We start from the raw sequence: 25,093 nt of genomic DNA, 5'->3' as shown, positions 1-25,093 counted from the left end.
GCTGATATCAGGGTTCGCAAAACGAGATCAGGATGCGAGTGCTCTGACGTCTTTGATTGGGCAAATTGGATTAAGCACGGACCCTGTGCTTTTCTTCAAATTCAAAGCCATATTCATCGGAATTGACAGGCGTGGGGGACAGAGCATAGGTCGCCTGACGTAAATAATCCATCATGGCGCGGCTGTCTTTTGCCAACGGATCAAGGACAGCGCGGCTGATTGGCTCACCAATCACCACTTTAACCGGCGTATCCATGCGCTTCTTAAATTCCTTCAGCAGCAGTCCCATGCGCAATGTGGAATGGAGATGGCTCGCGACCTGAAACAGACGCGAGGTATGGCCGTCAAAGAAAACCGGTACGACCGTGGCGTTTGACTTACCCACCATGCGCGCGGTAAATCCACGCCACCCTGGATCCATCGGATGGGAGAATGGTTTTGCACCGGTGCTGACCGTACCACCGGGGAAAATACCAATCGCACCGCCATCCGCTAAATAGCTCAGCGCATTTTTACGGGTTTCGATATTCTGCCGCACGGCTTCTTTGCTTGCCTCAAACGAGATCGGCAGGATGATGCGATTGATATCATCGGCCTTGTGAAAGACTTGGTTGGCCAAGATGCGGAAATCGCCCCGCGCCTCGGACAAGATGTGCCCCATCATCAAACCATCGAGGATACCATAAGGGTGATTGGCAATCAGGATCAGCGGCCCTTCCTTGGGAATATTTGCCAGCTGGCCGGCCATCACCTCCAGAGACAGTCCATAGCGCTCAACAATAACAGACCAAAAATCCCGCCCGGCAGCCACTTCATGTTCATAGCCATCCGCGCGCTTGATCAGTTGCAAGCGGCCTGTCGTATTCTCTAAAAGCCGGATCACCGCGCGCCCTGGTTTGGTGTCAGCAGAATGGGCATAAGATATGTCACGCGCAACCTGATGGCGAGATAGCATTGATGAACTCCGGTCTTTATCGCCCCGATAGGGCAGCAACAAACTGTTGCATAGCCCATATGACACCGATGTGAAGGTTATGTGTCACACGACATCCAAAGCGTGGATCTCAAACAGAACAGGCAGCACAGGAGTGGCATTGACTATAGGATCAATAAAAAGGCGGGCCAAATGGCCCGCCTTTTTATTGAAGCTTCGTTTTTTTACCGATCTTACAATGTAACGATTTCCAGACCGGTCAGCAAAATCATGACGATCGCAATCGGAGCGATAAAGCGCAGAATAAAGATCCACGCTTTGACCAAAGCACTCGGTTCACCCTCGCCTGACACTTCCCTGATGGCAATTGGCGTTATTACCCAACCAACGAATAGGCAAATAAGAAGGCCTCCAACAGGAAGTAGGATCTTGTCTGTTAGCCAACTGGCTGAATCGAGGAATCCTTGCCCCTTGATGATGTGAATATCGCTCCAGGCCCCCAAAGACAGGGAAGACGGGATGCCGATTAGGAACGCAAGCACCCCGGCACCGATGGTTGCCTGTGTCCGTGTGAAACCCTTCGTGGAGAAGAAGGACACAATCGGCTCAAGCAACGAGATCGACGAGGTCAAAGCAGCGATGGTCAGCAAAACAAAGAAGATGATCGAGAAGAAGTAGCCACCAGGCATCGCCTCGAAAACAGCTGGTAGCGTGACAAAGGTCAAGCCAGGACCCGCAGCAGGATCCATGTTGAAGGCAAACACAGCGGGCAGAATGGCAAGACCGGCAAGAATGGCAACCATTGTATCCAGCAAAGCGATCTGCCAGGCAGACCGTCCAATGTTGGCTTCTTTACCCAAATAAGAACCGTAAGTCAGGATAACACCCATGCCGAGAGACAGGGAGAAAAAGGCCTGTCCAAGTGCGGCCATAACTGTGCTAGCCGTAATCTTAGAGAAATCGGGTGAGAGGAAAAACTCCAACCCTTTTTCAGCTCCAGGTAATGTGACGCCGCGAACAACGAGAGCAATCAGGATGAGAAACAGCACCGGCATCAGGATTTTGCTGGCGCGTTCAATACCACCAGAAACCCCACCAAGTACGACCAATACGGTCAGGGCTGCGAAAATTCCGTGATAAACAATGGGTTGAACCGTGGAACTGACAAACCCACCAAAGGTATCACCAATTGCAGCCGCATCCATTCCAGAGAAGGCACCCGTTGCAGACTTGACGACATAGGCAATCGTCCAGCCAGCCACGACACTATAGAAGGAAAAGATCACGAAAGCAGTGACGATGCCCAAAATACCAATAAAAGACCATGCCGGTCTGTTGAACTTTTTGAATGCATTGATGGCATCGGATTGGGTGTGGCGACCGATGGTGATTTCCGCCAGCATCAGCGATAGCCCGATGGTGAAAACAATGCCTAGATAAATGATAATGAAGGCCGCGCCGCCATTCTCACCGGCCATATAAGGGAATTTCCAGATGTTACCAAGGCCGATTGCAGAACCTGCAGCCGCCATGATGAAACCAAGGCGTGAGCCCCAGTGTTCGCGTTTAATACTCATTATCTTATCTATCCCAACGAATTTTATTGTTTGAGCACCGCCGACCCTTTTGGGTCTGCCCCCTGCCCAATTTGCATGTCCTGCGTCAGTTCCCCGAAGCAAACACTGCCAATAGCAACATCATGTTGCCCAACTGGCTGCCCTGCACGCTGCGCCTCTCAATGTTCCGGCCCGTCAGAAACGCTGATTTCCCGGCTGTCGGAGGCAGCAACCAAATGCTTCGGTCCTTCTCAACGAGAAGATCCTTAAGACCTGATTAACAGTGCCAATGTTTTTGCGAAATTTTCGTATAAGAGTCGACCTATGAATTACGCATTTAGTTCAAAATCGCAAGTAAGCCACAACTTTCATTGCTCAAGGCATAAGCAATCGCCTAAAATTTGATCTATCTCAAATTCCTTAGTGATCATAATGGGTTGCAAGCGTCCCCATTCCCGCGAAGCATCGATCTTATTTAGGCATCAATAAATACACGTATGAATATCACGGCCAAACCTGCGGCAATCAGAAGCACCCTGACGGGTGACCGGAAGGCTGCAATCATGCCGTAGGAAATAAGAGCAAGCCCGAGCCCCACCTGCAACGCCGAAGCGACGGCCCCGAAAGGGCGTTCGCCCAATGCGATCAGGTCGGGATTGGCGATCATGCCCAAGGGGATGATATAAAGCCCGATACCAAGCGCCATGGCCGTGACAGCAACTTTGAGCCAATCCTCGCCGATCATGCCTGCCGCGATGAATACCGCCCCGCAGACCGGGGGCGTGATGGTAGAAATGAGGGCAAACCAAAAGACGAAGAGATGGGCCTGCAGAGGCTCCAACCCTGACTGGATCAGCGCTGGGCCTGCCACCGAAACACAAATCACATATGCGGCAGTGGTTGGCACTTCCATACCCAACACCAGACAGGCCAATGCGGTGAGCAGCAACGAGGGCCACAGCAAACCACCAGAGCCGGACAGGATCAGCGAGGTGATTTTAACCCCCAACCCCGTGATAGACAACACACCGATGATGATGGAGGCACACAGAATGATGGAGGCAATCATCGAAACCTGTGTCGCGGCGGTATTAAGTGCCTTTTCCAACCGGACAACGATCTGGCTTGGTTTTATGCTAAACTGGCGATTGACCAACAACAGCAGACCGCCTGCCAAAATCGCCAAACTTGCGGCATATTGCGGCGTGAAGCTGGCAATGAACATGCCCCACAGCAAAACCGAAAAAGGAATAAGAAAGAAAGCGGAGGTGACCAATACATCTTTTGCCGGTGGCCGGTCTTCTTTGGCAATGCCCGAGAGATCAAATTTGGTGGCATAGGCATCAATGCCGATCCAGACTGCGAAAAAATACAACAGGGCTGGCAGCAACGCGGCGGTGATGATGGCCGTGTAAGGCGTGCCAGTCAGCTCAACCATGACAAAGGCCCCTGCCCCCATCAAGGGCGGCATGATCTGACCACCAGACGACGCGACGGCCTCAACCGCTGCGGCAAGTCGTTTGGGGTAGCCCAGACGGGTCATAGCGGGCAAGGTGATGGCACCGGTCGAGGCGACGTTGGCGCTCGCAGACCCCGAGATAGAACCAAACAACGCCGAAGAGATCACAGACACTTTGGCCCCGCCCCCTTTGAGACGCCCGGCAGCAGCGGCGGCGACATTCATAAAGCCCTGCCCTGCTTCACCTGCATTGAGCACAGCACCAAAAATAACAAAGATAGCAACCACAGACACCGACACGCCGGTCAGACTGCCCCAGAGACCGCCCTCTGCGATGGTTAAGGTGCCCAGAAAGGAAGTGAGCGGCGTACCGGAATGGCCAAATTCACCGGGGATATATTGACCGAACAATCCGTAAAGCAGCGCCAGAAAAGCAACAATGGGCAAAGGCCAACCGATAGCACGACGGGCCGCCTCAAGCACCACAGTGAGCAGCGTCATCGCCACCGCAATCTGGAACGTGCCTTCGAGCGATCCATATTGATCCCCCAAGACGGATTGATTGTAAGCAATATAGAAGCAAGCCCCCATACCCAACGCGCACAGAAGCCAACCGGCGGATCTATACAGCAGACTCCCAGCTTGCGCTTTGGCGCCGATGATCAGGATCCACGGCAGTGCCAACGCCATATGAATGGGGCGAGAGACCAGATTGGGCGTCAGGCCAGAAAATATCAAACCCAAGTGAAAGGCGACAAGCAGACTTGCAAGCGAGACCAAAAGGAGTCGGACGGGCAGGTTATTTTGCACGGGCGCTTGCATCATGGATAGACACTCTGTGTTTAAAACGAGAAAACCGTGGCCACTTATGACCACGGCATATTTATTGACAATAGCAGAAGCTTACATTTGGTTTTCTGTCAACTCAAAGCCAGCTTCTTTGTAGTATTTTACGGCACCTGCGTGCAGTTTACCGGGGATGTTGCTCATCAGCTCTTTATTCACACCGTTCCACCATGGAGCACCTGCACCCATCTTGGCTTTCTGTTCCCAGAACGTCTTGGTCAGTGTGTAAGCGGTGGCTTCATCCATAGCAGTGGTCGTGAAGGCAACCACTGGCAACGACGTGGTGTTGACAGCGGTATCCTGACCAGCATAGGTGCCAGCCGGAATCACCAGCTTTGTGCGTTTGGTTTGTTTGATTTGATCGTCAGACAGCGACAAAATATGCACGTCGGTAGAAGCGGCAGCTTCAACAACGTTGGGAGCAGGCCAGGAGCCGGATGTCACAAACCCGTCAATCTGGCCATTTTTCAAAGCGGGCACCGCATTGGAGATCTCGACTTCTGCCAGTTTTATTTTGTCTTCCAAACCGAACAATTTGAGATATTTCGCGCCTTCTCTTGCACCAAATGAGCCTTTGCCGAGCAGAACGGATTTGCCCTCCATACCAGCAAAATCGGTCACGCCGCTTTTGCTAGACATCACAAAATGCATGGTCAGACTGGGAATAGGGAACAACGCACGAATGTCTGCAAATTTGACATGCCCTTTGTCTTTGAACATCGCTTTGCCACCTTGGGCAAGCGAAACCAATGACGGAGGCGTGGTGAAGACATAGTCAGCACCGCGACCCTTGACTTCCATCACATTCTGGACAGACCCTTGGCTTTCTTCGACCGTGACGATGATATCACCATTGGTGCCAGCTTTCATCGCTTCGGCAATCTGCACACCCATCTGATAATAGGATGAAGTGGATTTTGCTGACTTATACGTCACACGGGTCTCGGCCTGCGCCAGGCAGCTGGTTGCCAAAAGCGCGGTTGTGGCCAACAGGGTTTTACCAAATTTCATTTTGTTTCCTCCCAAAAGCGGATTGCCAGAAGTAAAGTGCCAAGTCTGGTGATATGGTTGTTAGCCACAACACTAACCAAAATTCGACCCGCTTCAAGCAAAAGCAACTGCTCCTTGGCAAACTGTCGCATCACTCGGGTTTTGCAGGCATGTCAGAGTGGCGGTTTTCTGAGACTGGCGCCAAATAGGGTGCCAAAATCACGATCGCCAGCGCAAGTGTTGACAAAACCAGAAAAGCCAAGCGAATGGTTAAAAGCTCCGCGAGAAAGCCAATAAGGACCGGCCCCAAGAGCCCCCCGCCATAGCCCAATGTGGCCACAGATGCGATGGCAGCCCCCGGTGAGAGCTGATCATCATTGGCAGCACGGGAGAACATGAGGGGAAACACAAGCGCATATCCCAAGCCCATGAGAGCAAAACCAATAAGGATCGCGGGCAAATTCGCAACCGCTACAGCCAACAGTGAACCAGATGCAGCCAGAACGCCGCTGATGCGGGCCGCACGAACAGCCCCCAGCCGCGCGATAATCTTATCCCCGATCAAGCGCATAATCACCATGGTTGCGGAGAAGGCAGCAAACCCGAGCGCCGCAATGGCTTCATTTGCCTGGGCGACCTGTACCAGAAACACCGCGCTCCAGTCGCCCATACCGCCCTCTCCCATAGACGAGCAGAAACCGATGATACCAACAAAGGCCAGCGCACCCTTCGGAATTGCCAGCAAGGGGGCTTTTTTCTTTGTGCTGGAGGGGGCAACCGTCGGCGATACCCATCGTATCAAGCCAAAGGGTAAGGTGAGTGCCAGACAAATCACAGCGCCGGTTAGAAAATGGGTCATGGGCACCGCACCCAGTTTCACGGCCAAATAGCCAGATGCCGCGCCTAGGCCTGCACCAAAGCTCCACATGGCATGGAATGATGCCATAATCGGCTTACCTTCATGGCGCTCAACCTCTCCGGCCCAAGCATTCATGCTGACATCCATAGCCCCGTGAGCGGCACCAAAAGCAACCAAAGCCAACCCCAGCATCCAGACGTTGGGGACCAATGCCAATGCAGCTAGAGACGCTCCATACAGGAGGGCGATCCGCTTTGTCACCTGTGCACTGCCATATTTGTCGACCATACGGCCGGTCACAGGGAAAGACACAATTGCGCCGGCACACATACACAACAACAGCACTCCCAATAAGGCTTCCCCCAAATTATGCTGTTGGGCTATGGCAGGAACGCGAGACGCCCAGATGCCATAATAGGCGCCATTGAGCACGAACATGGCTGCAACCGCGCGCCGGGGTGTGCGGATTTTTGAATGCGGTGTTTGAACCACTTGAAAATCAGACATGAAGTATCTCCGCTCCAGCCTCTTTAAAAGGCTGCATAGTTGCGACGTCTGCATCAGTGATAATGATGGATAATTGCTCGGGTGATAAAACCTGATGCCGCGCCCGTTGTCCGATTTTTTCTTTGGAACATACCAGCACCGTGTCGTCGGCGGACGTTGCCATCGCACGCATGAGATCGGCTTCATCGGCATAATCTGATGCCAGACCAAACTGTGCATGCAGGCCGCATATACCAATGAAAGCAAGATCGGCGGCGAGCTTGCCCAAGGCATGCACGGCATCACCGCCAACGGCAACACCGCCCCAAGGGCTGATGCGGCCACCGATCAAATGGGTTGCTATGTTTTTTTGCAACAAAATGGATGCAATGACTGGCGATGGCGTGATCACCAGCAGGTTTGGCAATGCAGGCAGCAATTCAGCCAAATGGGCCAAGGTCGTGCCACCATCCAGAATAATTGTCATGCCTTCCTTGATCAAGGGAATGGCGGCCGGAACAATCTTGCTACAGTCATTGGGTGGTTCAGATAAGCGTTCGGTAAAGGTGGCCGCTGGCTTGCGCACCGCAACAGCGCCACCACGCACCCTTTGCACCAAACCCTGATCTTCCAGTGCCAATAAATCACGTCGTATCGTATCGAGTGAAATATCAAACTCACGGGCCAAATCGGAGGCAATCAGCTGCTTTCCTTCTTGCAATCGTTGGCTCAACAGGTCCTGCCGAACCAGAGGGTTATTCAATGCCAATTCTTTCATAGACCGGTCCTGTTTTGGCGGGATCAAGCACGCCACAATGCATTATCATGCTATTTAATGCAAAATTATGCAATAATTTGCATTTTTATGCAATTCTTTATTGCTTTTATGATTGAGATTTTTCCGCGGGTGTAAAAAATAAAGCCGTATTCTCAAGGATTTTGATGGGCCATGGACAGCCAGCCCATCATCGGCGCGCAACTCAGTCGCGCGCATTGGCTGCATTTGCCAGTTTAACCAATTGAATCCCATCGCGGGGTGCTGCTAAACTGGCATCACATAGTGAGGAGAAAGACCATGATCCGCTGGGGAATTCTGAGCACGGCAAAAATTGCACGTGAACATCTTGTGCCTGCCATACAGGCCGCCAACAATGGCAACATACAGGCGGTCGCCAGCCGCAGCCAAGACAGCGCGGATGCCTTTGCTAAGCATTTTGGCATTCCAACCGCTTATGGCAGTTATGATGCATTGCTGGCGAGCGACGAAGTGGATGCCGTTTATATCCCACTGCCGACGTCGCAACATGTTGACTGGACGATCAAGGCCCTGGAAGCAGGCAAGCATGTTTTGTGTGAAAAGCCCATTTCCTTGCATGCCAAAGAAATAGACCGCGTAATCGCCGCAAGAGACAAAAGCGGGCTCGTTGCCACAGAGGCCTTCATGGTCACGTATCATCCACAGTGGCAAAAGGTGCGCGATCTGTTGGCGGAAGGTGCCATCGGTACATTGCGGCACATTCAGGGCGTCTTTTCCTATTACAATGTCGACCCGACCAACATGCGTAACCAGCTTGACCTTGGTGGCGGAGGACTGCCCGATATTGGCGTTTACCCCACGGTTACAGCACGCTTTGCTACGGGTAAAGAGCCGGTTCGTGCCCGAGCCTCCATTGTTAGAGACCCCGATTTTGGCACCGACATCTATGCCAATTGCCAGTATGATTTTGGCAGTTTTGACATGACATTCTATTGCTCTACTCAACTGGCACAACGCCAATCCATGGTCTTTCATGGTGACGAAGGCTTCATTGAAATTACAGCCCCGTTTAATGCGCAGCTTTATGAAGCAGTGGATGTGGTCTTGCACAATCGCGGCCATAGCAATGTTGAAAAATGGGCTTTCAGAGGCGTCAATCAATATCAAATGGAAGTAGAAGCCATCGGAAACCGTCTTGCAGGCAAAGATGTCACTCTCTTCAGTCTTGAAAGCTCCCGCGCCAATCAGGCAGCGATTGATGCCCTGTATGCTGCAGATCTAAGCGACGGATGGGCGGCGGTTTAACCGTCTCCAGCGCCCCACTAATGTCAGGAAACCGGTATTGGAACCAGTTTTCAGCCGTTAATGGATAGATTGAATGCACTCTTGATGCACCACAGAAAAAGGCCCGTGCGATCCGCCGGGCCTTTTGTTGTATAGGGATTGGCGTTTCAAAAGCGGGAGAACTCTTCGTAATCAAGGGGCCAAGCAATATATTTTGCCAGCTTTTTCCATTGAGCAACGAAGGGAAATATGGCCCGACGAAGCAAATCTGCGATCAAAAAAACCAGCTCTGGAGACCCTGACCGGCCTAGACAACAAAGCACAACCGAACACAGCTCTTGATAAATGCACGCCAGCCAGAGCATACTTGATCTGTGTGATGTGCAGATAGAGACGTGAATACGAAACTGCTGCATTTTGGTTCAGTCGCACAGCTGTCATAAAAAACAGGACTATTTTAAAAGAATTTATTTTTGCTTTGCCATCGACCCAACAAACAAGATGAGAGACGTGTCTTGTTTGTTGGATGTGTCTAATGAAATATAGGCACCATATTGTTGGAGATATGTATGATTATTGAAGAAACGCCCCTTTCGGGTGTCGTTGTTTTGACCCCACGCAGATTTTCAGACGACCGCGGGTTCTTCTCAGAAAGCTGGAACAGACGCACCCTATCGGAATGCGGGCTGGACGTGGATTTTGTTCAAGACAATCATTCCTTATCAAAAGAAAAAGGCACGGTGCGCGGGCTACATTTTCAGGCTCCTCCTCACGCGCAGGCAAAGCTTGTTCGGTGTGGTCGTGGCAGCCTGTATGACGTTGCAGTGGATATTCGCGTTGGTTCACCGAGCTATGGCCAATGGGTTGGCATTGAGCTGAGCTTTGAAAACGGCAAACAGCTATATATTCCAGAAGGCTTTCTGCATGGCTTTGTAACACTCGAACCTGAAACAGAGATTGTCTACAAATGCACTGACTATTATTCGGCCTCAGCCGACGGTGCCGTACGATTTGATGATCCGGATTTGGCTATAGACTGGGGTATCGAAACGTCCGAGGCCATTCTGTCCGAGAAAGACACCAAAGCGCCGTTTCTTGCCGCCTTCGTTTCTCCCTTCGTGTTTGAAAGTTGATTTGATGAGAATTCTGGTAACTGGGGGCGCGGGCTTCATCGGCTCGGCAGTGGTGCGACTGGCGGTGTCTCGTGGCCATCATGTGATCAATATGGACGCCCTAACCTATGCTGCATGCCAAGACAATGTAGCCAGTGTTGCGGACAGTCCGCTCTATGCTTTTGAGCATGCAGACATTCGGGATCGTGTTGCTCTGGATCGCGTTTTCACAAAACATAACCCCGATGTCGTGATGCATTTGGCTGCTGAAAGCCATGTTGATCGGTCCATCGACGGTCCGGGCGATTTTATAGAAACAAACATCACCGGCACCTACAATATGCTTGAGGCTGCCCGCTCTTATTGGATGGGGGCAGGCAAACCAGAAACATTCCGCTTTCATCATATTTCGACTGACGAGGTCTTTGGTTCCTTGGGGGAAACAGGCCTGTTTACCGAAGACACCCCCTATGATCCCCGCAGCCCCTATTCTGCTTCCAAGGCGTCATCGGATCATCTGGTTCGGGCTTGGCATGAGACCTATGGTTTGCCTGTAGTCCTGACCAATTGCTCAAATAATTACGGACCTTTTCATTTCCCCGAAAAGCTCGTCCCCGTGGTCATTCTGCGCGCCCTTGCGGGAGAGGAAATCCCTGTTTATGGCAAAGGCGAAAATATTCGCGACTGGCTCTATGTCGAAGACCATGCAGACGCTTTGTTGTTGGTTGTCGAAAAGGGCACGCTTGGCCGCTGCTATAATATTGGCGGTGAGAATGAAGCGCGTAACATTGATCTGGTGCGTACAATCTGCTCGGTGCTTGATAAAAAACGCCCCAAAGACACCCCTTATGCAGATTTGATCACCTTTGTCTCCGACCGCCCGGGACATGACATGCGGTATGCCATCGATCCGACCCGCATCCGTGATGAGCTCGGATGGCGGCCTTCTGTTACAGTCGAACAGGGGCTTGAGAAAACAGTTCAGTGGTATCTGGACAATGAAAAATGGTGGCGCGCGTTGCAAAACCGAGATGGTGTCGGCAAAAGATTGGGCGCGGGTTGATGAAAATTCTTGTTATTGGAAAAGGCGGTCAGGTCGCCACTGAGCTGGCCCTTTTGCCGGATACCGAAAGTGTTGGAAGAGACAGGGCTGATTTAACAGACCCTGAGGCGTGTGCCGCAGTCATTTTGAATTCCGACTGTGATGCCGTTATCAATGCTGCAGCTTATACCGCCGTCGACAAAGCGGAAGAAGAAGAAGCGCTTGCAGTCTTGATCAATGCGGAGGCCCCCGGCGCGATGGCTCGGGCCTGCGCGCAAAAGAATATTCCCTTCATCCATATCTCCACCGATTATGTATTTGCAGGCGAAGGAACAACGGCTTTTTGTCCCGAAGATCCAACCGGTCCATTGGGTGCTTATGGCCGAACGAAACTGGCTGGCGAGGAAAAAATCAAACAGGCTGGTGGTTCTTTCGCCATCATCCGCACCTCTTGGGTGGTCTCCAGTCATGGCAATAATTTTATCAAAACCATGCTCCGCCTTGGGCAAAGCAGGGATGCTCTTTCCATTGTCGGTGACCAGATCGGGGGCCCCACCCCCGCAGCAGCACTTGCAAAAGCCACCTGGATGGTGGCGCAATGCCTCATCACGTCCCCCGAGAAAAGCGGGATTTACCACCTGTCCGGTACACCGGATACAAGTTGGGCCGATTTCGCCAAAGAAATATTCAGGCAAGCAGAATTGACTGTTGCCGTCACGGACATTCCAACACGTGATTACCCAACACCAGCCAAACGACCAGGCAACTCACGCATGAATTGCGATAGCATCAAAGCACAGTTCAATATTGATCGACCGGACTGGCGTGCAGACCTTACCCATATACTCAATGCATTGAAAAAACAGGAATTGATAACATGACGACGCGCAAGGGAATAATTCTCGCAGGGGGCACGGGGACACGCCTGTTTCCGATTACGATGGCAGTATCCAAGCAACTGCTGCCTATCTATGACAAACCCATGATTTACTATCCCTTGTCAGTGCTCATGTTGACCGGAATTCGAGACATCGCGATTATCACAACACCGGAAGATCAACACCAGTTCATACGTTTGCTCGGTGATGGCTCTCAATGGGGCCTGTCTCTGACGTATATCGTGCAGGACGCGCCGGACGGTCTGGCTCAGGCCTATGTGCTAGCAGAGGATTTTCTTGCAGGTATGCCATCGGCGATGGTTCTGGGAGATAATATCTTCTTTGGCCACGGCTTGAGCGAATTGTTGCTGGCTGCAGACCTCCGCACAGAAGGTGGGACCATCTTTGGTTATCGCGTCAATGACCCCCAACGCTATGGGGTTGTGGGGTTTGATGAGAATGGCCAAGTCAATAAAATCATTGAAAAGCCGGACACTCCCCCTTCTGATTACGCCGTAACCGGACTGTATTTTCTCGATGGCGACGCCCCCCAACGCGCCAAAGAGGTCCAACCATCAGATCGAGGCGAGTTGGAAATTACGTCCCTTCTGGAAATGTATCTCAATGATGGAAGCCTGCAGGTTGAGCAGATGGGACGCGGGTTTGCATGGCTGGATACTGGTACCCACGGCAGCCTGCGCGATGCCAGCAATTTTGTCGGCACATTGATCGAGCGCCAAGGCTTGCAAGTCGGTTGTCCTGAGGAAATTTCCTTCAGGATGGGGCTGATATCAAAAGAGCAATTTCTCGAAGCAGCTCATCTTTACAAGAAATCCAACTATGGGAAATACTTGCTGAAGATAGCTGACCAATAAAGCCGTCCAGCTTCTTTCCCACCAGCCCCTTGCCTCCAAGGCTCTATATTTTCGAGCCTTGGAACACCTTGGCCAAAAGCCTTGCATGAGAGGTGGCCTCTAACGGGCGTCTCACAGTTTGCAACCTACCCATAGAACAGCCCAGCACGCTTTCTCTATCTCCAGCGCACGAGTTTTGCAGGCAAGGTTGGCAGCCGACCTATGGAGTTGCATCGCGCGGTGCCCGGTTTGACCTCACCAAGATCATCCCGCTATTAGAAGATGTTCATGAGCGCCTGTCTGGCGTCACCATTGAATGTCTGTCCTATGCGGACTGCATCAAACGCTACGACCGGCCCGAGACGTTATTCTATCTCGACCCGCCCTGTTGGAACTGTGAAGACTATTACGGCAAAGGCGTCTTCAGCTCGGAAGACTTCCAGAAATTGGCAGATCAACTGGCAGGTATCAAAGGACGCTTTCTCTTCTCGATCAATGATGTGCCGGAGATCAGGGAGATCTGTAAGGGCTTTGAGATTGAGGAAGTTACGCTCAATTACACCGCCAGCAGCAAAGGGCAGACGAAGGCCAAGGAGTTGGTGATCGGGAACTGAGGAGAACCCATCTACTCTGAGCAGACGTTCGTACCAACTGCAGCGAAGGTCGATTCAGAGCCCAAGCTGGACATTTAAAACTCTGATTAAATCCATGAGCATAAAATTGTAAGGATCAATGCTTCATTGAGAAATCATCAAGGTTTAAAAAAATGCTCTCAACTATTAAGTATGTGAGCGACGCAACATGCCAGTTGGGCAACATATTCTTCAGTCCCTGCATCGCAGGCGAATCTACTTCTTGTAAATAATCAATACATTCTTGCTTGGTTGAAAATGGATTTGCTCCCAAATCCGATTTTATATCTTTTCCAATTTTCCCCATTTTTTGCATAAACATCTCTAGTGCAGTTTCGGTGGATGTCAAAACAAAGCCTTCACCAAATAGGTTCATGGCTTGGCTTAATTTCTCTTCGTATTGAAAAATACGAAATTCTGTAGATGAATGTGCTGCTTTATTTCTAATTTCTCGAATGACTTTTATTGCCGAATTTGTTTGGGTTGATAACACGCCGATAACGTACAAGGCCTCTGTTTTAGATGCGAGTGAGCTAAATGGTCCTCCTCTTCCGGTCGCCTTTTTAAATGCCGCTTCAGACACGGAATTAGGTTTCAGATCTTTTAGGATTTCCTTTAGTGCGTCATCGATTATCTGACACGCCAGCAAGACACTACCTCGATCACTTTCAAACAAAATGACATCATAAATTTCGTTTATACGATGCTGCTGCGTCATCCATTTATGCATCGCAAGTGCCCTTTATTGATTGGCAATCATCGCCTACAATTCTTCAATCCTTGCAATTTATCTCTCAGGATGCAACCAAAAAAAGAGAGGAATACGAGACGGTTGCGGTGAATTCAATGGCAGCTTTGTCCGCTCACTTACCATCAAGTCGCTGAAGATGCTGCGCTTCGCTCGAATGTCAGGAATGAGGAAGCGGCTGTGCGGCATTTCATAATTGGCGAACGGCAGGAGTGGGCCGTGACTGCCATTTTCGACCTTGGATGAGCGATTTCGAGCGATGTGGCTCTGCACCAGTCTGCTGTTAGCCCAAGGTGGACATTCCCTGTATGAGCGCCTTCGCATCACAACACGAGTGAACGTAAAGATCTTGCCTTAAGAGATGTGCCAGATCAAACAACCAGCTCTGCAATTCCTGCGACTAGCCCCGCCTTAATGCTCTGTGACACGAGAGCGGAACGTTTTGCCTTTTTTTCGGGATCGCTTGTAAGAATAATGTTCACATTGCGTGCCAAAGTGACGAGGCCAGCAATCGCCATGCTATCGGTGATCTCGATACTATCGGTGGATGCAAGCTCTTCCATTGTCGAACCAATGTCGGCTGATAGCTGCTCATTTGAAATGCCTGTTGTCTCGACGTCCAAAGCTTCTGAGACCTCCGTGGTTGCCAACACGTCGATGTCTGGATATTTGGCAAAATGTTCTTCGACATATTTGCCATAGGAAGTGGCTTTCAGCTGTAGTTCTCGAATTTCGCCTGTTTCAATGTTTATCAGTTTGATATCTGCACCAGGATGATTGGTGGCTTCAAATAACTCGACCTCAAACATGTCGCCATCACTATTTTCTTCACGTGCATATCGAAGCTCGTGTGTGATACCTTTGATGTTGTTCCTAAAACCTTGCAATTGCTCGGGCGTCATATCCCGAATATGAACTTCAATTTTTTCTTTGAACTCTAGTAACTCTTCTGGATCCATATCTTGAACGTGAATCGCAATTTCATCGTTGTTTGCACCATTCAATGCGGTGCCAGATCGCCTTATTGCTTCGAGTACATCAAGTTCTTCTTCCGAGAAGGAGCGTTCGCCTTCGGAAAGAAGATTGAGGATCAGTGACGTAGCGAAGCCCACAACGATAGGTTCTCGGTTTGCCGTTAAGTCATTGGCAAACCCCTTGGATTGACCAAGCAACAGATAGGCATTGTTGAACTTTCGGCGCTGTAACAGGGGCCATTGGCGTGATGTCCAAAGTATGTCGGCAGATTTGTCGATCAGTGGCTTGAGCGCATCATTAAGCAAGGCAGTCGCTTTTCGGCTATTTAACAGATCACCATCTTTCGCAGCTTCTCTGAGGCCGATGGCAAGTGCGCAGCAAGCATTCACCAGATCGTGCTCGGTTCTTGACAGCTCGTTCGGATTTCGCGCTTGACCTGTCAGATATTTCTCAGAAAGCGGTTTCACCAGCAATGGAGCGGCTATCATCCCCCCGACTCCAGCTGTTGTCACGATGGCGGTTCCCATGGCTACGCTTCCTCCGAGCCATGCCAGTGCTGCGGATGTTGAAGCAGCGCCACTGAGGGTTCCTATGGCGGTTCCTGTCGATGCTGTACCGACAAGAGCTGCGACTGAAACCAAAGATGCTGGAGCTGCCATAGCTCCTAACTTAGAAGAGGCGACCGAGACCAATTTGTTGGTCCATCCTGAGCTTCCCATAATGGCATCGGACATGGATTCGCATGCTTCAGCCGTTCGCTCGAACCAGTTTTCTGCAGAAAGAGGTTTTTGGTTTTCGGCAAATTGATGGATGGATTCGGCTGATTTGGACTTGGCGGTATCAAGCGCTTTCTCTGATGCGTCTAACGCAGCATCGACGGCTTTTCCCGAAATATCCCGAGCAATTCTGCCCATCGACCAATCTTTGCTTTTTTTCATAATCGAACCTCTTGGCTCTTCGCAAATTGCAGATATTCTAATGGAACCAAACCGAAAGGAGGACCTATGTTGGGCCCTAGTCCGTAATTTTAGGTGGGCTGAGTTGCCCGTAAAACAACTGCCAAAACTGTACGCTTAGAACTGCCATGTAACAACTTGAAAACGCTCCTTCTAACAGTGCAAAAGCTAAGCCCCCCCTTTAGAAAAAACTTTCAAACGAGTTTTACTAAAGCCCGCTTTGTCCGCTGAGATGCAGCCCCTTGCACCCAAATGCTGCATAGTGCACGAACGACAGCTTCCAGAAAACTCCAATGCAGCAGATGACCGCAGGCCAACGGCAGCTCAGGGCCGTAAATTCATGTGGCGGCACCCACAGTCGGCCACATCTGTATCGCGTTGCACTAGGCCGCAATGAGCCCATTGTGATAGTTGCTGCAGGATGCATCAACGGCAGCTTTCAGCGTCAAATGAGAAAAAACGAGCTTTATCATGGGTTTTTAATTGCAATAGACTCTTGGCGTAACTGAGGAAATGTGCTGCTATTTATACCTAATTGGATTTAACTGCTCCCCAATACCAAGATCGGAAATCGATTGAAAAAAGCTTTGTATTTTGTCGGTTCAGCGGTGGTTCTATTTCTTTGTTACTGCTTTGATTTGTATGTAGAGTATCAACGCGGAAGTTTTGCGTTCTACGCTCATTCCGTCACTACTATGATCAGTATTTTCTCTTTGTTCATCTGTTTCTCAAGCTTGGTAATTTCATTTTCAAGATATTTGCCAAGAGATGGGCGAAATCCTATTCAGAACATGGATGCTGAGTTCTATGAAGAAATAAATAGAAACAATGCTCAAAAGCAGCCATCAGCTAAAAATCGACAATGACAACTCTGTCCGCTCACTTGCCATCTGCAGTGGGAAAATGCTGCGGCTTGCACGAATGGCAGGAATGCGAAAGCTGCAATGCTGCAGATGATCGTTACCGAACGGCGGCTCTGGGCCGTTCTTTCCAAACTATGCGGGCTAAAAACGGTGTCGGTTGTTGCACTGCATTAGGCTGCTGTTTGCAAGAGATTTTTTGCATGCTGAAAGGGCGCTCGCATAACTCAGTCTCCACTAATGTTCCTCACCCAATCAAGAAAGACCCCCAGTCGCCGAAGGCCCGAGATGCGGGTTAGGTAGACCGCTGAGATATTCAAAGGGGCGGCGTCGAGTTGGCCGGGAAACAGCTCAATCAAACGCCCGGCTTGGATGTCGTCTGCGATCATGAAATCGGAAAACCGCGCGATGCCCAGACCGCCTAATACCATCTGGCGCACGGCCTCTCCATTGCCCGCGGTCAGGGCGGGGGGCACCGTCACGGGGGTGGACAGACCGGAAAAGCGCAGGGTGTTGATATGATCTGGCACCGCGAACCGAACTTGCTCCAGCTGTGCGAGGTCAGCTGGCGTTTTTGGCCAGCCATTGCGATCGAGATATTCCGGCGTAGCCACCAATTTCCAAGCCGTACGCCCCAAGGGGCGGTGCAACATGTTGCTATCAGGCAGCAGGCCCAGCCGAATGGCAACATCCGCGTGACTGCCGATCAGATCCACCAGCGTGTCTGTCATGTCGATAGACAACTGGATGCCGGGGTATTGCGCGTGAAACTCAGCCAGGCGCGGGGCGAGAACATGCAGGACGTAAGGAACCGGTGCGTTTACACGCAGCGGTCCGGCGGGGGCCTGTCCGCTTGTTGCGATCTCTTGCAGGGCTTCGCTGCGGTCCAGAATTTCGCGCGCTTCTGCCACAACGGCGGCGCCTTCGGGGGTGATCTCGATGGATCGCGTGGTGCGGCGCAGCAATGTGACCTTCAACTGCTCTTCCAGCCGTGTGACAGACCGGCTGAGCGTAGAGGCAGACACCCCCCTGCGCCGTGCGGATTCAGCAAAGCCCCCATCATCGACGATCCCGACAAAGGCGGCCAAGTCTCCCATGCGCAGTAATTCGTGCAGTTTTTGCAATGATCCATTCCAAACTTGCCTGTTCTTGCAATAGATAGCGACTGGCATATATGGCGTCAACATCAAACTTATTGGAGAAAACCGATGCCACTTGCCCTTTGGGCGCTGACCATCAGCGCTTTCGCCGTCGGAACGACCGAGTTCGTTATCGTCGGCTTGCTTCCGACCATCGCCGCCAATCTTGGCGTTTCAATTCCTTCTGCTGGCCTTTTGGTCAGTCTTTACGCCCTTGGCGTGACCATCGGAGCGCCGGTGCTTACGGCCATGGCCGACCGCGTGCCTCGCAAGACATTGCTGCTGCTCCTGCTGGCGCTGTTCACGCTTGGCAATGCCTATGCTGCCTTTGCGCCAGATTATGGCAGCCTTGTCGTGGCGCGTTTCATTACCGGCCTCGCACACGGTGTGTTCTTTGCAATCGCGTCGACCATTGCAACTGACCTGGTCGAACCCGAAAAGGAAAGTTCTGCCATTGCGCTGGTGTTCCTTGGTCTAACAGTCGCTCTGGTAACCGGTGTTCCCTTGGGGACGTTCATCGGCCAAAACTTCGGCTGGCAGTCAACTTTTCTTGGTGTTGTCGCGCTTGGCGTGATCGGTTTCATCGCTTCTGCCATCTTGGTGCCCGCCAATCTGACCAAGACCGCATCAGCGGGGGTCAAAGCCCAATTACAGGTGCTGACTTCGCCGCGCCTTCTGCTAGTCTATCTGATCACGGCTGTCGGCTATGGCGGCAACTTCATCGCCTTTACCTTCCTTGCGCCGATGCTGAACGAAGTCACAGGTCTGTCTGCAAGCGCGGTTAGTCTGGTGCTATTGCTCTACGGTGCATCTGTCGCCGTGGGGAACATCGCGGGCGGTCAGCTGGCCGACCGTATCGGTGCCGTGGCGTCCTTGACCGTAATCTTTGCTGGCCTTGCCATATCACTGGTCGCACTCGGCGCGCTCCTCACCAGCCCGATTGCAGCCATCGCTGTTGCGGCCTTCTGGGGCGGCTTTGCCTTCGCCAACGTGCCGCCGCTGCAGTCTTACGTCGTGCAAATCGCACGCGAAGTATCACCGGGTGCGGTTGATGTGGCATCCGGCCTGAACATCGGTGCGTTCAACCTTGGCATTGCCGGGGGGGCATGGGCCGGGGGGCTCGTGGTGGAAGGCATAGGCCTTGCCGCTGCGCCTTACATCGCTGCCGGAGTGGTGGTTGTCGGGATCGTTCTAGCGCGCCTGTCAGGTCGGCTGAACGCGACAATGCCCCAAGCCGTCGCTGCCGAATAACCTCGCTTGCCTCGCCGCATCTTGGTGCGGCGAGGCAAACCAATGAACTGGAGGTGCGTATCATGTCTGCCCTAAAACTGATTTACAAAGACCGCATGACCTTTGGCATTGTATTGCCGTTGGACTGCGACTGGTCTGATGCAGGGCAACGCCGTGCCCGTATCGCGGGGCGCCCATTTGGTGTGCCAGACAAACTTGAAATTGACCAAAGTGGGCCAGCATCTTCGAATGTTACGTCGCACAAAGAACCCTCCACTCTGCGAGAGCGTTGCCTAATTCCTTCATCGCGGCACTGTAGGGTCGTTGTTAGTTCAAATAAACTCTTGCAAAACCGGGGCCGTCTACACATGTCTGCACCGGTCGGTTTGATACAGCCTAACGTCCATCTGACATGATATCTATAATGACATCATTTGTTGAGGACATGCCGCAAGATACCATCTGGCCCACGTTCTTGATCGCGTCTTCAACATCAACTCCGATAATGCCTTGCCTCTGCGGAGCATTGCCTTTCATGGCTACCATCACAGCTTTGACTGCTGCTGAAGAAGAACTGCCAACCTTCATGGCACAGGTCGCTTTTGCTCCGTCACACACCATTCCCGACGTGTCGCTTAGCACATTCATAATGGCGTGATAGCTTTGTTCCTTAGAACCTCCCATCAAGTAAACTATTGCCATAGCGGCTGCGGCACTCGTTGCGGTGTTTCCACAAAATGCGGAAAGAGAGGGATAGTAAGACTTAATATAAATCGCTCCGAGATGTGACAGAATGAGCGCACGTGCAAGCTGTTCATCACTTGCACTTACGTGATCGGCCGTAATGCAAACCGGTATGGTTGCCGCAATGCCCTGATTTCCACTGCCATAGTTGCTCATAGCGGGCAGGGTTGCGCCCCCCATCCGCGCGTCTGAGGCTGCAGACGTTAACATCACGATCTTGTCGCTCAAGGAGTTGCCGTACAAACCACTTTCAATGTTTGCCTGCATTGAGCGCCCGACCTGCAACCCGTATTTGTTTGTCATACCCTCATCAGAAAGCGCAATATTCAAGTTTCGGGCTTCCAGAATGAATTCGATTTCTTCATATGGTACATTCTCAGCAAACTCATAAATTTTTTGGACGGAGAGGTTCGCGTCGTTGACAAGACTGGATGCACCTGGTTTTGATGCATCCTCTGTGTTCAAGCTAATAAGCACGTCTCCGTTAAGTTCTTTGTGAACAATCTGGCTGTGATTTCCGCTTATGATAACAGTAGCTTGATTTTGACCAACAATTGCTTTTGCCTTGCAGTAAATGGGCTGGTCTGCAGTTGCGCGTTTTACCGAAACCTTGTTTTCATCAATCAATGATTGCGCTTTGGCAACATGATCTGGTGTGAGTTGGGCAAGAACGTTTAATTCAGCTTCGCTATCGCCGCCGATAAAACCGCAAGCAGCAGCAATAGGAACACCAATCTTGCCGGTACCTGGTACGAAAACGCCCATGGAGTTTTTGTAAAGATTGTCAGAAATCTCCAGCTCCAAGCAATCGAGCTCACCCAGACCCTCTAGCATGTTTGCTAGAACAGAGGAAGCGTAGGCAGCCGCTATCGGTTCAGTACACCCTAAGGCTGGTTTAACCATCGACCTGACAATGTCGATATATTGCTGCCAATTCTTAGACACGTGACATACTCCGATTGATCGACAATTTTTTCTCAAAGTGGGAAGCCCAGAACGGCAATGCAACTGGGAACTTGAAACTCTTGATTGGAAGTCTAACAGACGCTCTGTCAGACAAATTTGACTTGGCTCACCAGGACCATGATCACTGTCTTTTATGCCGCACAAAAACTGTGCCATTTGATAAATGAAGAAATTGTCCAAAAACTTCTCCTTTTGGGACCACCTCTCAGGCGTGATTAAATTCCCCGCGATGCGGCAAACGGCAACTTCGTCCGCATAGTTTGAGTTCGTTGATTGCGCAGGGAACAGCTGCTTTTTCATTCTCACAATGCATCTTTATGGGGGATAAAAATGTCCCCAATAAGCAAGCGTTAAACAGATACAAAAACACCCGCAAAAAGCGGGCTATCAATTAAATGAATTGTCCAGAAGATTTCGCCCACCTGTCCAGAAAATCGCGCCGAGCCACAGAATACCATGACGATGACCAAGAAAAAGAGTATTGATTTTAAAAGAGAAAGTGGTGCGCTGGGGAGGATTCGAACCCCCGACCCCCAGATTCGTAGTCTGGTGCTCTATCCAACTGAGCTACCAGCGCAACCTGATGCCGTGCGCTTTACAGCGCGGCAATGAGGCTGTTGTCTAATGCCTATTTGCCTGTAAGGCAAGGGCATTTTTGCTTTTAAGTCACTTTTTTAACAGGGCTGAATTTGCCTGTGTACAGGCCAGCCAAGCGAGATCTGTTTATGGAGCTGCTGTCATGGTGCACTGAGGCAAACAATCGGGCCCTAGCCGCGCCAAATATCCTTGCTCCACATATGGGTAAAAGCATCACGGTAAGTGGGATATCGCATCGTGCCACCGATTAGGCCATGAAGTTTTTCATTGGAGCAACGCTTGTTTTCTCCATAGAAAGACCGGCCCATGGGCGACATAACAGCTTGTTCGAACGACGTCTCTATCGGGGGCTTCAGGCCCATCAAATCGGCGCAGTAGGCAATCACCTGCTGAGGGGGCGCAGGCTCATCGTCGCAGACATTGAGAATACCCGCATGGGCTTGCATGGCAGCCATGGAGACCGCCAGTGCAATATCATCAACATGAATGCGGTTGAAGACCTGCCCCGGTTTGTTGATAGAACGGCAAGTACCGGCGTCCAACTTAATCATCTGGTTGCGGCCCGGACCATAAATGCCAGCAAGACGATATATACCAAGCGGCGTATTCCTGTGGTGCGCAAATTTCTGCCAGCTTTGCTCAGCTGCCACCCGCTGCACAGAGCGTCTGGACATAGGCTTGCACTCGGTCTCTTCATTGACCCACGCCCCGTCATGATTGCCATAAACGCCAACGGTGGACAGATACCCCAGCCATTCAAGGGCTTTGGATTGTTTAATGTCCTCGCCGTGGCAGCGCATGGCAGGATCTCCATCAGCATCTGGGGCAATGGAGATCAGAATGTGTGTTGCCCCGCGAATCGCCTCTGCGCAATCGGGGTTTGGGTGCAGGCCGTCGAATTGATAGGCCCGCAGACCCTGCGCTTCAATTTGCGCCAGTTTACCCTCGGATCGCGATGTCCCCGCAATCCACTCACAATGAGGCATCAGCTCGCGAGCGATGGCTTGAGCGCTGTATCCATAGCCAAAAATGAACAATTTCATGCTTTGTCTCCTTGGGTGGCACGGAGCCATTCATCCTGCACGGTAAGGTCTTGCTCACTGGGGCTGAGCGTTGCGGCGAGGGTTTGAAATTCGGGAACAGGCAACAACTGCGACAGTGCCCAGATGGCCGCACCGCGCACCACAGGATCATCATCGTGCAAATGAGCCTGCGCGGGCACTATCAAAGCTGCATCGCCAGAATTTCCTACAGCGATCAACACATTGCGTAAAAAACGATTGCGTCCGATGCGTTTAATGGGGGAGCCGGAAAAATGGAGACGGAAGGCAGCATCATCCAACTGCAATAACGCGCTGAGGGGCGGCGCCAAAAGATCGTCACGCGCCTTGAGCTTGGCTTCGCTCGCTTGCTGGGCAAATTTATTCCACGGGCAGGCAGCCAGACAATCATCACAGCCATAGATGCGGTTGCCCATAGCCGGCCGAAAAACGTGCGGTATGGGGTCTTTATGCTCGATCGTGAGATAAGAAATGCAGCGACTGGCATCGATTCGGTAGGGCGCGGGGAAAGCATCGGTCGGGCATGCGTCCAGACACGCCCTACAGGAGCCACAATGATCAATCTCGGGTGCGTCGGGGGAAAGGTCCAGATTGGTAAAGATCGCCCCTAAAAACAACCATGAGCCATATTCACGACTGACCAGATTGGTGTGTTTGCCCTGCCAGCCCAGCCCGGCCAGCTCGGCCAGAGGTTTTTCCATCACGGGGGCAGTATCGACAAAGACCTTGATTTCGCCATTCGGGTGGCTATCGCGGACACGGCTGAGCAGCTTGGCCGACAGCTGCTTCAATCGGCCTTTGATCAGGTCATGATAATCGCGATGGCGGGCATAAACCGAGATGTTGGCTTTGTCGCTTTGCTGCAGCAGCGGGCGGGGATCTTCATCGGGACCATAGTTAAACCCCAGCATAATGACCGAGCGCACATCGTCCCAGAGATTGTTAGGGTGGGCGCGGCGCTTGAGCGTCTCTTCCATCCACTGCATGGAGCCATGATAGCCCTTGGCGACAAAGACGCGCAGCATCTCTTCGCGGCTTTGCGCATCACCGGCTTTGCAAATGCGAATTTCGGCAAAACCCAGTTTTTCCGCTTCCTGTTCTAAAAAGCGCCTCAGCTTTGCTTGTGGGTCAGGTTTGATCGCGGCCATATCAGGCACTAAAAGTCCAAATCCATATAATGGTTCGCGGCTGGAATGCCCTTGATGCTATCGGCCAAGATGGGACGGAAGGCAGGACGGGATTTGATGCGCTGATACCAGTCCTTGACGACCGGCTCTTTGTCCCAAGGCACTTCGCCCAAATAGTCGATTGTCGACAGAAAAGCCCCAGCAGCGAGATCGGCATAAGAAAATTGCTCCCCTGCCAACCAATTGCGTCGTTCGGCCAGATAGGCAATATATTTGAGATGGATTTTCAGGTTGCCGCGGGCGGCACGCAAGGTAGTCGAATCAGGTGGTCCCCCCCCTTCGCCAGGGCGGCGCATGCGCTTGTAGATTTTTTCTTCAATAAAGAATTGGCCACTCTCATCAACCGCTTTTTCCAAGAACCATTGCATAAGGCGGCGCACTTCGGCGCGTCCATTGGGATGATCAGGCAGTAGACGTCGAGTGCCCAGCGAATAGCCACGCGTTTCGTCAAGATATTCCGCGATCACACTGGCACTGCAGACGGGCGGGCCATCATTCTCGCGCAAAACAGGGACAGATCCAGCCGGATTGACCAGAAGAAAGTCTTCTTTTCGATCCCAAGGCAGGATTTCGGTCAGCTCTGCACCGGCTTTGCACTCAGCCAAAACAAGCCGCACAAAACGGGACGGAACTGACATCAAATTGTGATAGAGCAGCAACATGCTTGTGTAGCCTCTTTCAACCCGCGCTTATTGAACCGGTAGCTGACAAACCCTCAGCACCAGTCTATTCAATAACAATATGATTATCAGCAATTTAATGGACATACTTTAAGAGCATACCAATATTGCGTCTTGGCCCAATTTTCCTGATCAGGCGGAAGGCGACCATAAAGGCAGTTGCGCCGATCTTCCAGAGTAGAATTGAACAAGGTGACAACATTATCACCACCTTGTTCCATAAGTCTGATGCTTACAGTGAAATCGCTTACGGCTTTCCCA

The 25,093-nt window shown here is 51.5% G+C and carries 21 protein-coding genes and 1 tRNA gene; 8 read left to right on the top strand and 14 right to left on the bottom strand.

The window, feature by feature from the left end:
• Nucleotides 1–70: 70 nt before the first annotated feature.
• From C0081_RS07845 to C0081_RS07820, 6 genes are all read right to left on the bottom strand, one after another.
• Nucleotides 71–955: a lysophospholipid acyltransferase family protein gene (locus tag C0081_RS07845; protein ID WP_101533264.1), complete on the bottom strand. Its 885-nt coding sequence runs from the start codon at nt 953–955 to the stop codon at nt 71–73.
• Between the two features lie 212 nt (nt 956–1,167).
• Complete coding sequence (locus tag C0081_RS07840; protein ID WP_180966804.1) at nt 1,168–2,511, bottom strand: sodium-dependent transporter; 1,344 nt, start codon at nt 2,509–2,511, stop codon at nt 1,168–1,170.
• Nucleotides 2,512–2,965: 454 nt separating this feature from the next.
• A complete protein-coding gene (locus C0081_RS07835) occupies nt 2,966–4,774 on the bottom strand; it encodes a TRAP transporter permease (protein WP_425349455.1) in 1,809 nt (602 codons plus the stop codon).
• Nucleotides 4,775–4,852: 78 nt separating this feature from the next.
• Nucleotides 4,853–5,806, bottom strand: coding sequence for a TAXI family TRAP transporter solute-binding subunit (locus C0081_RS07830; protein WP_101533263.1), 954 nt, complete (start codon nt 5,804–5,806; stop codon nt 4,853–4,855).
• 130 nt (nt 5,807–5,936) lie between these two features.
• Complete coding sequence (locus tag C0081_RS07825) at nt 5,937–7,151, bottom strand: MFS transporter (protein ID WP_210200439.1); 1,215 nt, start codon at nt 7,149–7,151, stop codon at nt 5,937–5,939.
• Nucleotides 7,144–7,908, bottom strand: coding sequence for a DeoR/GlpR family DNA-binding transcription regulator (locus C0081_RS07820; RefSeq protein ID WP_101533262.1), 765 nt, complete (start codon nt 7,906–7,908; stop codon nt 7,144–7,146). The genes C0081_RS07825 and C0081_RS07820 overlap by 8 nt, the downstream gene beginning before the upstream one ends.
• A 297-nt stretch (nt 7,909–8,205) precedes the next feature.
• Here C0081_RS07820 and C0081_RS07810 point away from each other — a divergent pair, with 297 nt between their 5' ends.
• The 6 genes from C0081_RS07810 (at nt 8,206) to C0081_RS07780 (ending at nt 13,671) form a co-directional block, all read left to right on the top strand.
• Nucleotides 8,206–9,192: a Gfo/Idh/MocA family protein gene (locus C0081_RS07810; RefSeq protein ID WP_101533260.1), complete on the top strand. Its 987-nt coding sequence runs from the start codon at nt 8,206–8,208 to the stop codon at nt 9,190–9,192.
• A gap of 548 nt (nt 9,193–9,740) precedes the next feature.
• A complete protein-coding gene (gene rfbC, locus C0081_RS07800) occupies nt 9,741–10,304 on the top strand; it encodes a dTDP-4-dehydrorhamnose 3,5-epimerase (protein ID WP_101533258.1) in 564 nt (187 codons plus the stop codon).
• Between the two features lie 4 nt (nt 10,305–10,308).
• The gene (gene rfbB / locus C0081_RS07795) at nt 10,309–11,346 is read left to right on the top strand and encodes a dTDP-glucose 4,6-dehydratase (protein WP_101533257.1); all 1,038 of its coding nucleotides are present in this window, start codon (nt 10,309–10,311) and stop codon (nt 11,344–11,346) included.
• Nucleotides 11,346–12,206 (top strand): dTDP-4-dehydrorhamnose reductase, encoded by an 861-nt coding sequence (rfbD, locus tag C0081_RS07790; protein ID WP_101533256.1) that lies wholly within the window; start codon nt 11,346–11,348, stop codon nt 12,204–12,206. Before rfbB ends, rfbD begins: the two co-directional genes overlap by 1 nt.
• Complete coding sequence (rfbA, locus tag C0081_RS07785) at nt 12,203–13,078, top strand: glucose-1-phosphate thymidylyltransferase RfbA (RefSeq protein ID WP_101533255.1); 876 nt, start codon at nt 12,203–12,205, stop codon at nt 13,076–13,078. The genes rfbD and rfbA overlap by 4 nt, the downstream gene beginning before the upstream one ends.
• A gap of 92 nt (nt 13,079–13,170) precedes the next feature.
• A complete protein-coding gene (locus C0081_RS07780; protein ID WP_210200438.1) occupies nt 13,171–13,671 on the top strand; it encodes a DNA adenine methylase in 501 nt (166 codons plus the stop codon).
• 115 nt (nt 13,672–13,786) lie between these two features.
• On the opposite strand, the gene C0081_RS07775 is transcribed toward C0081_RS07780, so the two are convergent.
• The 3 genes from C0081_RS07775 to C0081_RS07765 all read right to left on the bottom strand — a co-directional run bounded on the left by C0081_RS07775 (nt 13,787) and on the right by C0081_RS07765 (nt 18,352).
• Nucleotides 13,787–14,419, bottom strand: a complete 633-nt coding sequence (locus tag C0081_RS07775; RefSeq protein ID WP_101533254.1) for a hypothetical protein — start codon at nt 14,417–14,419, stop codon at nt 13,787–13,789.
• Nucleotides 14,420–14,808: 389 nt separating this feature from the next.
• Nucleotides 14,809–16,350, bottom strand: a complete 1,542-nt coding sequence (locus tag C0081_RS07770) for a hypothetical protein (protein ID WP_101533253.1) — start codon at nt 16,348–16,350, stop codon at nt 14,809–14,811.
• Between the two features lie 1,105 nt (nt 16,351–17,455).
• The gene (locus C0081_RS07765; RefSeq protein WP_101533284.1) at nt 17,456–18,352 is read right to left on the bottom strand and encodes a LysR family transcriptional regulator; all 897 of its coding nucleotides are present in this window, start codon (nt 18,350–18,352) and stop codon (nt 17,456–17,458) included.
• Nucleotides 18,353–18,436: 84 nt separating this feature from the next.
• On the opposite strand from C0081_RS07765, the gene C0081_RS07760 reads away from it, so the two are divergent.
• Both C0081_RS07760 and C0081_RS23385 read left to right on the top strand, forming a co-directional pair.
• Nucleotides 18,437–19,618 carry an MFS transporter gene (locus C0081_RS07760; protein WP_101533252.1) on the top strand — a complete coding sequence of 394 codons (1,182 nt, stop codon included), beginning with the start codon at nt 18,437–18,439 and terminating at the stop codon, nt 19,616–19,618.
• A 62-nt stretch (nt 19,619–19,680) separates the two neighbouring features.
• Nucleotides 19,681–20,013 (top strand): hypothetical protein, encoded by a 333-nt coding sequence (locus tag C0081_RS23385; RefSeq protein ID WP_210200437.1) that lies wholly within the window; start codon nt 19,681–19,683, stop codon nt 20,011–20,013.
• Here the strand turns inward: C0081_RS23385 and C0081_RS07750 are convergent.
• The 5 genes from C0081_RS07750 to C0081_RS07730 form a co-directional block, all read right to left on the bottom strand.
• Entirely contained in the window at nt 19,994–21,607 is a 1,614-nt protein-coding gene (locus tag C0081_RS07750) for an L-cysteine desulfidase family protein (protein ID WP_210200436.1), read from the bottom strand. The genes C0081_RS23385 and C0081_RS07750 overlap by 20 nt on opposite strands.
• Before the next feature lie 200 nt (nt 21,608–21,807).
• Nucleotides 21,808–21,884 (bottom strand) — tRNA-Arg (locus tag C0081_RS07745).
• A 190-nt stretch (nt 21,885–22,074) separates the two neighbouring features.
• On the bottom strand, nt 22,075–22,947 hold the full coding sequence (locus C0081_RS07740) for an SDR family oxidoreductase (protein WP_101533250.1): 873 nt from the start codon (nt 22,945–22,947) through the stop codon (nt 22,075–22,077).
• On the bottom strand, nt 22,944–24,113 hold the full coding sequence (gene queG / locus C0081_RS07735; RefSeq protein WP_101533283.1) for a tRNA epoxyqueuosine(34) reductase QueG: 1,170 nt from the start codon (nt 24,111–24,113) through the stop codon (nt 22,944–22,946). The genes C0081_RS07740 and queG overlap by 4 nt, the downstream gene beginning before the upstream one ends.
• Before the next feature lie 8 nt (nt 24,114–24,121).
• Entirely contained in the window at nt 24,122–24,814 is a 693-nt protein-coding gene (locus C0081_RS07730) for a glutathione S-transferase family protein (RefSeq protein ID WP_101533249.1), read from the bottom strand.
• Between the last annotated feature and the right edge of the window lie 279 nt (nt 24,815–25,093).

Origin of the sequence: Cohaesibacter celericrescens, from assembly GCF_002866925.1 — a bacterium.
Lineage (GTDB): Bacteria > Pseudomonadota > Alphaproteobacteria > Rhizobiales > Cohaesibacteraceae > Cohaesibacter > Cohaesibacter celericrescens.
This window is presented reverse-complemented; position numbering and strand designations above follow the sequence as displayed.

Coding starts and splice junctions, on each gene's coding strand:
- C0081_RS07845 (WP_101533264.1), bottom strand. CDS start 955: ATGCTATCTCGCCATCAGGTTGCGCGTGACATATCTTATGCCCATTCT.
- C0081_RS07840 (WP_180966804.1), bottom strand. CDS start 2,511: ATGAGTATTAAACGCGAACACTGGGGCTCACGCCTTGGTTTCATCATG.
- C0081_RS07835 (WP_425349455.1), bottom strand. CDS start 4,774: ATGATGCAAGCGCCCGTGCAAAATAACCTGCCCGTCCGACTCCTTTTG.
- C0081_RS07830 (WP_101533263.1), bottom strand. CDS start 5,806: ATGAAATTTGGTAAAACCCTGTTGGCCACAACCGCGCTTTTGGCAACC.
- C0081_RS07825 (WP_210200439.1), bottom strand. CDS start 7,151: ATGTCTGATTTTCAAGTGGTTCAAACACCGCATTCAAAAATCCGCACA.
- C0081_RS07820 (WP_101533262.1), bottom strand. CDS start 7,908: ATGAAAGAATTGGCATTGAATAACCCTCTGGTTCGGCAGGACCTGTTG.
- C0081_RS07810 (WP_101533260.1), top strand. CDS start 8,206: ATGATCCGCTGGGGAATTCTGAGCACGGCAAAAATTGCACGTGAACAT.
- rfbC (WP_101533258.1), top strand. CDS start 9,741: ATGATTATTGAAGAAACGCCCCTTTCGGGTGTCGTTGTTTTGACCCCA.
- rfbB (WP_101533257.1), top strand. CDS start 10,309: ATGAGAATTCTGGTAACTGGGGGCGCGGGCTTCATCGGCTCGGCAGTG.
- rfbD (WP_101533256.1), top strand. CDS start 11,346: ATGAAAATTCTTGTTATTGGAAAAGGCGGTCAGGTCGCCACTGAGCTG.
- rfbA (WP_101533255.1), top strand. CDS start 12,203: ATGACGACGCGCAAGGGAATAATTCTCGCAGGGGGCACGGGGACACGC.
- C0081_RS07775 (WP_101533254.1), bottom strand. CDS start 14,419: ATGCATAAATGGATGACGCAGCAGCATCGTATAAACGAAATTTATGAT.
- C0081_RS07770 (WP_101533253.1), bottom strand. CDS start 16,350: ATGAAAAAAAGCAAAGATTGGTCGATGGGCAGAATTGCTCGGGATATT.
- C0081_RS07760 (WP_101533252.1), top strand. CDS start 18,437: ATGCCACTTGCCCTTTGGGCGCTGACCATCAGCGCTTTCGCCGTCGGA.
- C0081_RS23385 (WP_210200437.1), top strand. CDS start 19,681: ATGTCTGCCCTAAAACTGATTTACAAAGACCGCATGACCTTTGGCATT.
- C0081_RS07750 (WP_210200436.1), bottom strand. CDS start 21,607: ATGAAAAAGCAGCTGTTCCCTGCGCAATCAACGAACTCAAACTATGCG.
- C0081_RS07740 (WP_101533250.1), bottom strand. CDS start 22,947: ATGAAATTGTTCATTTTTGGCTATGGATACAGCGCTCAAGCCATCGCT.
- queG (WP_101533283.1), bottom strand. CDS start 24,113: ATGGCCGCGATCAAACCTGACCCACAAGCAAAGCTGAGGCGCTTTTTA.
- C0081_RS07730 (WP_101533249.1), bottom strand. CDS start 24,814: ATGTTGCTGCTCTATCACAATTTGATGTCAGTTCCGTCCCGTTTTGTG.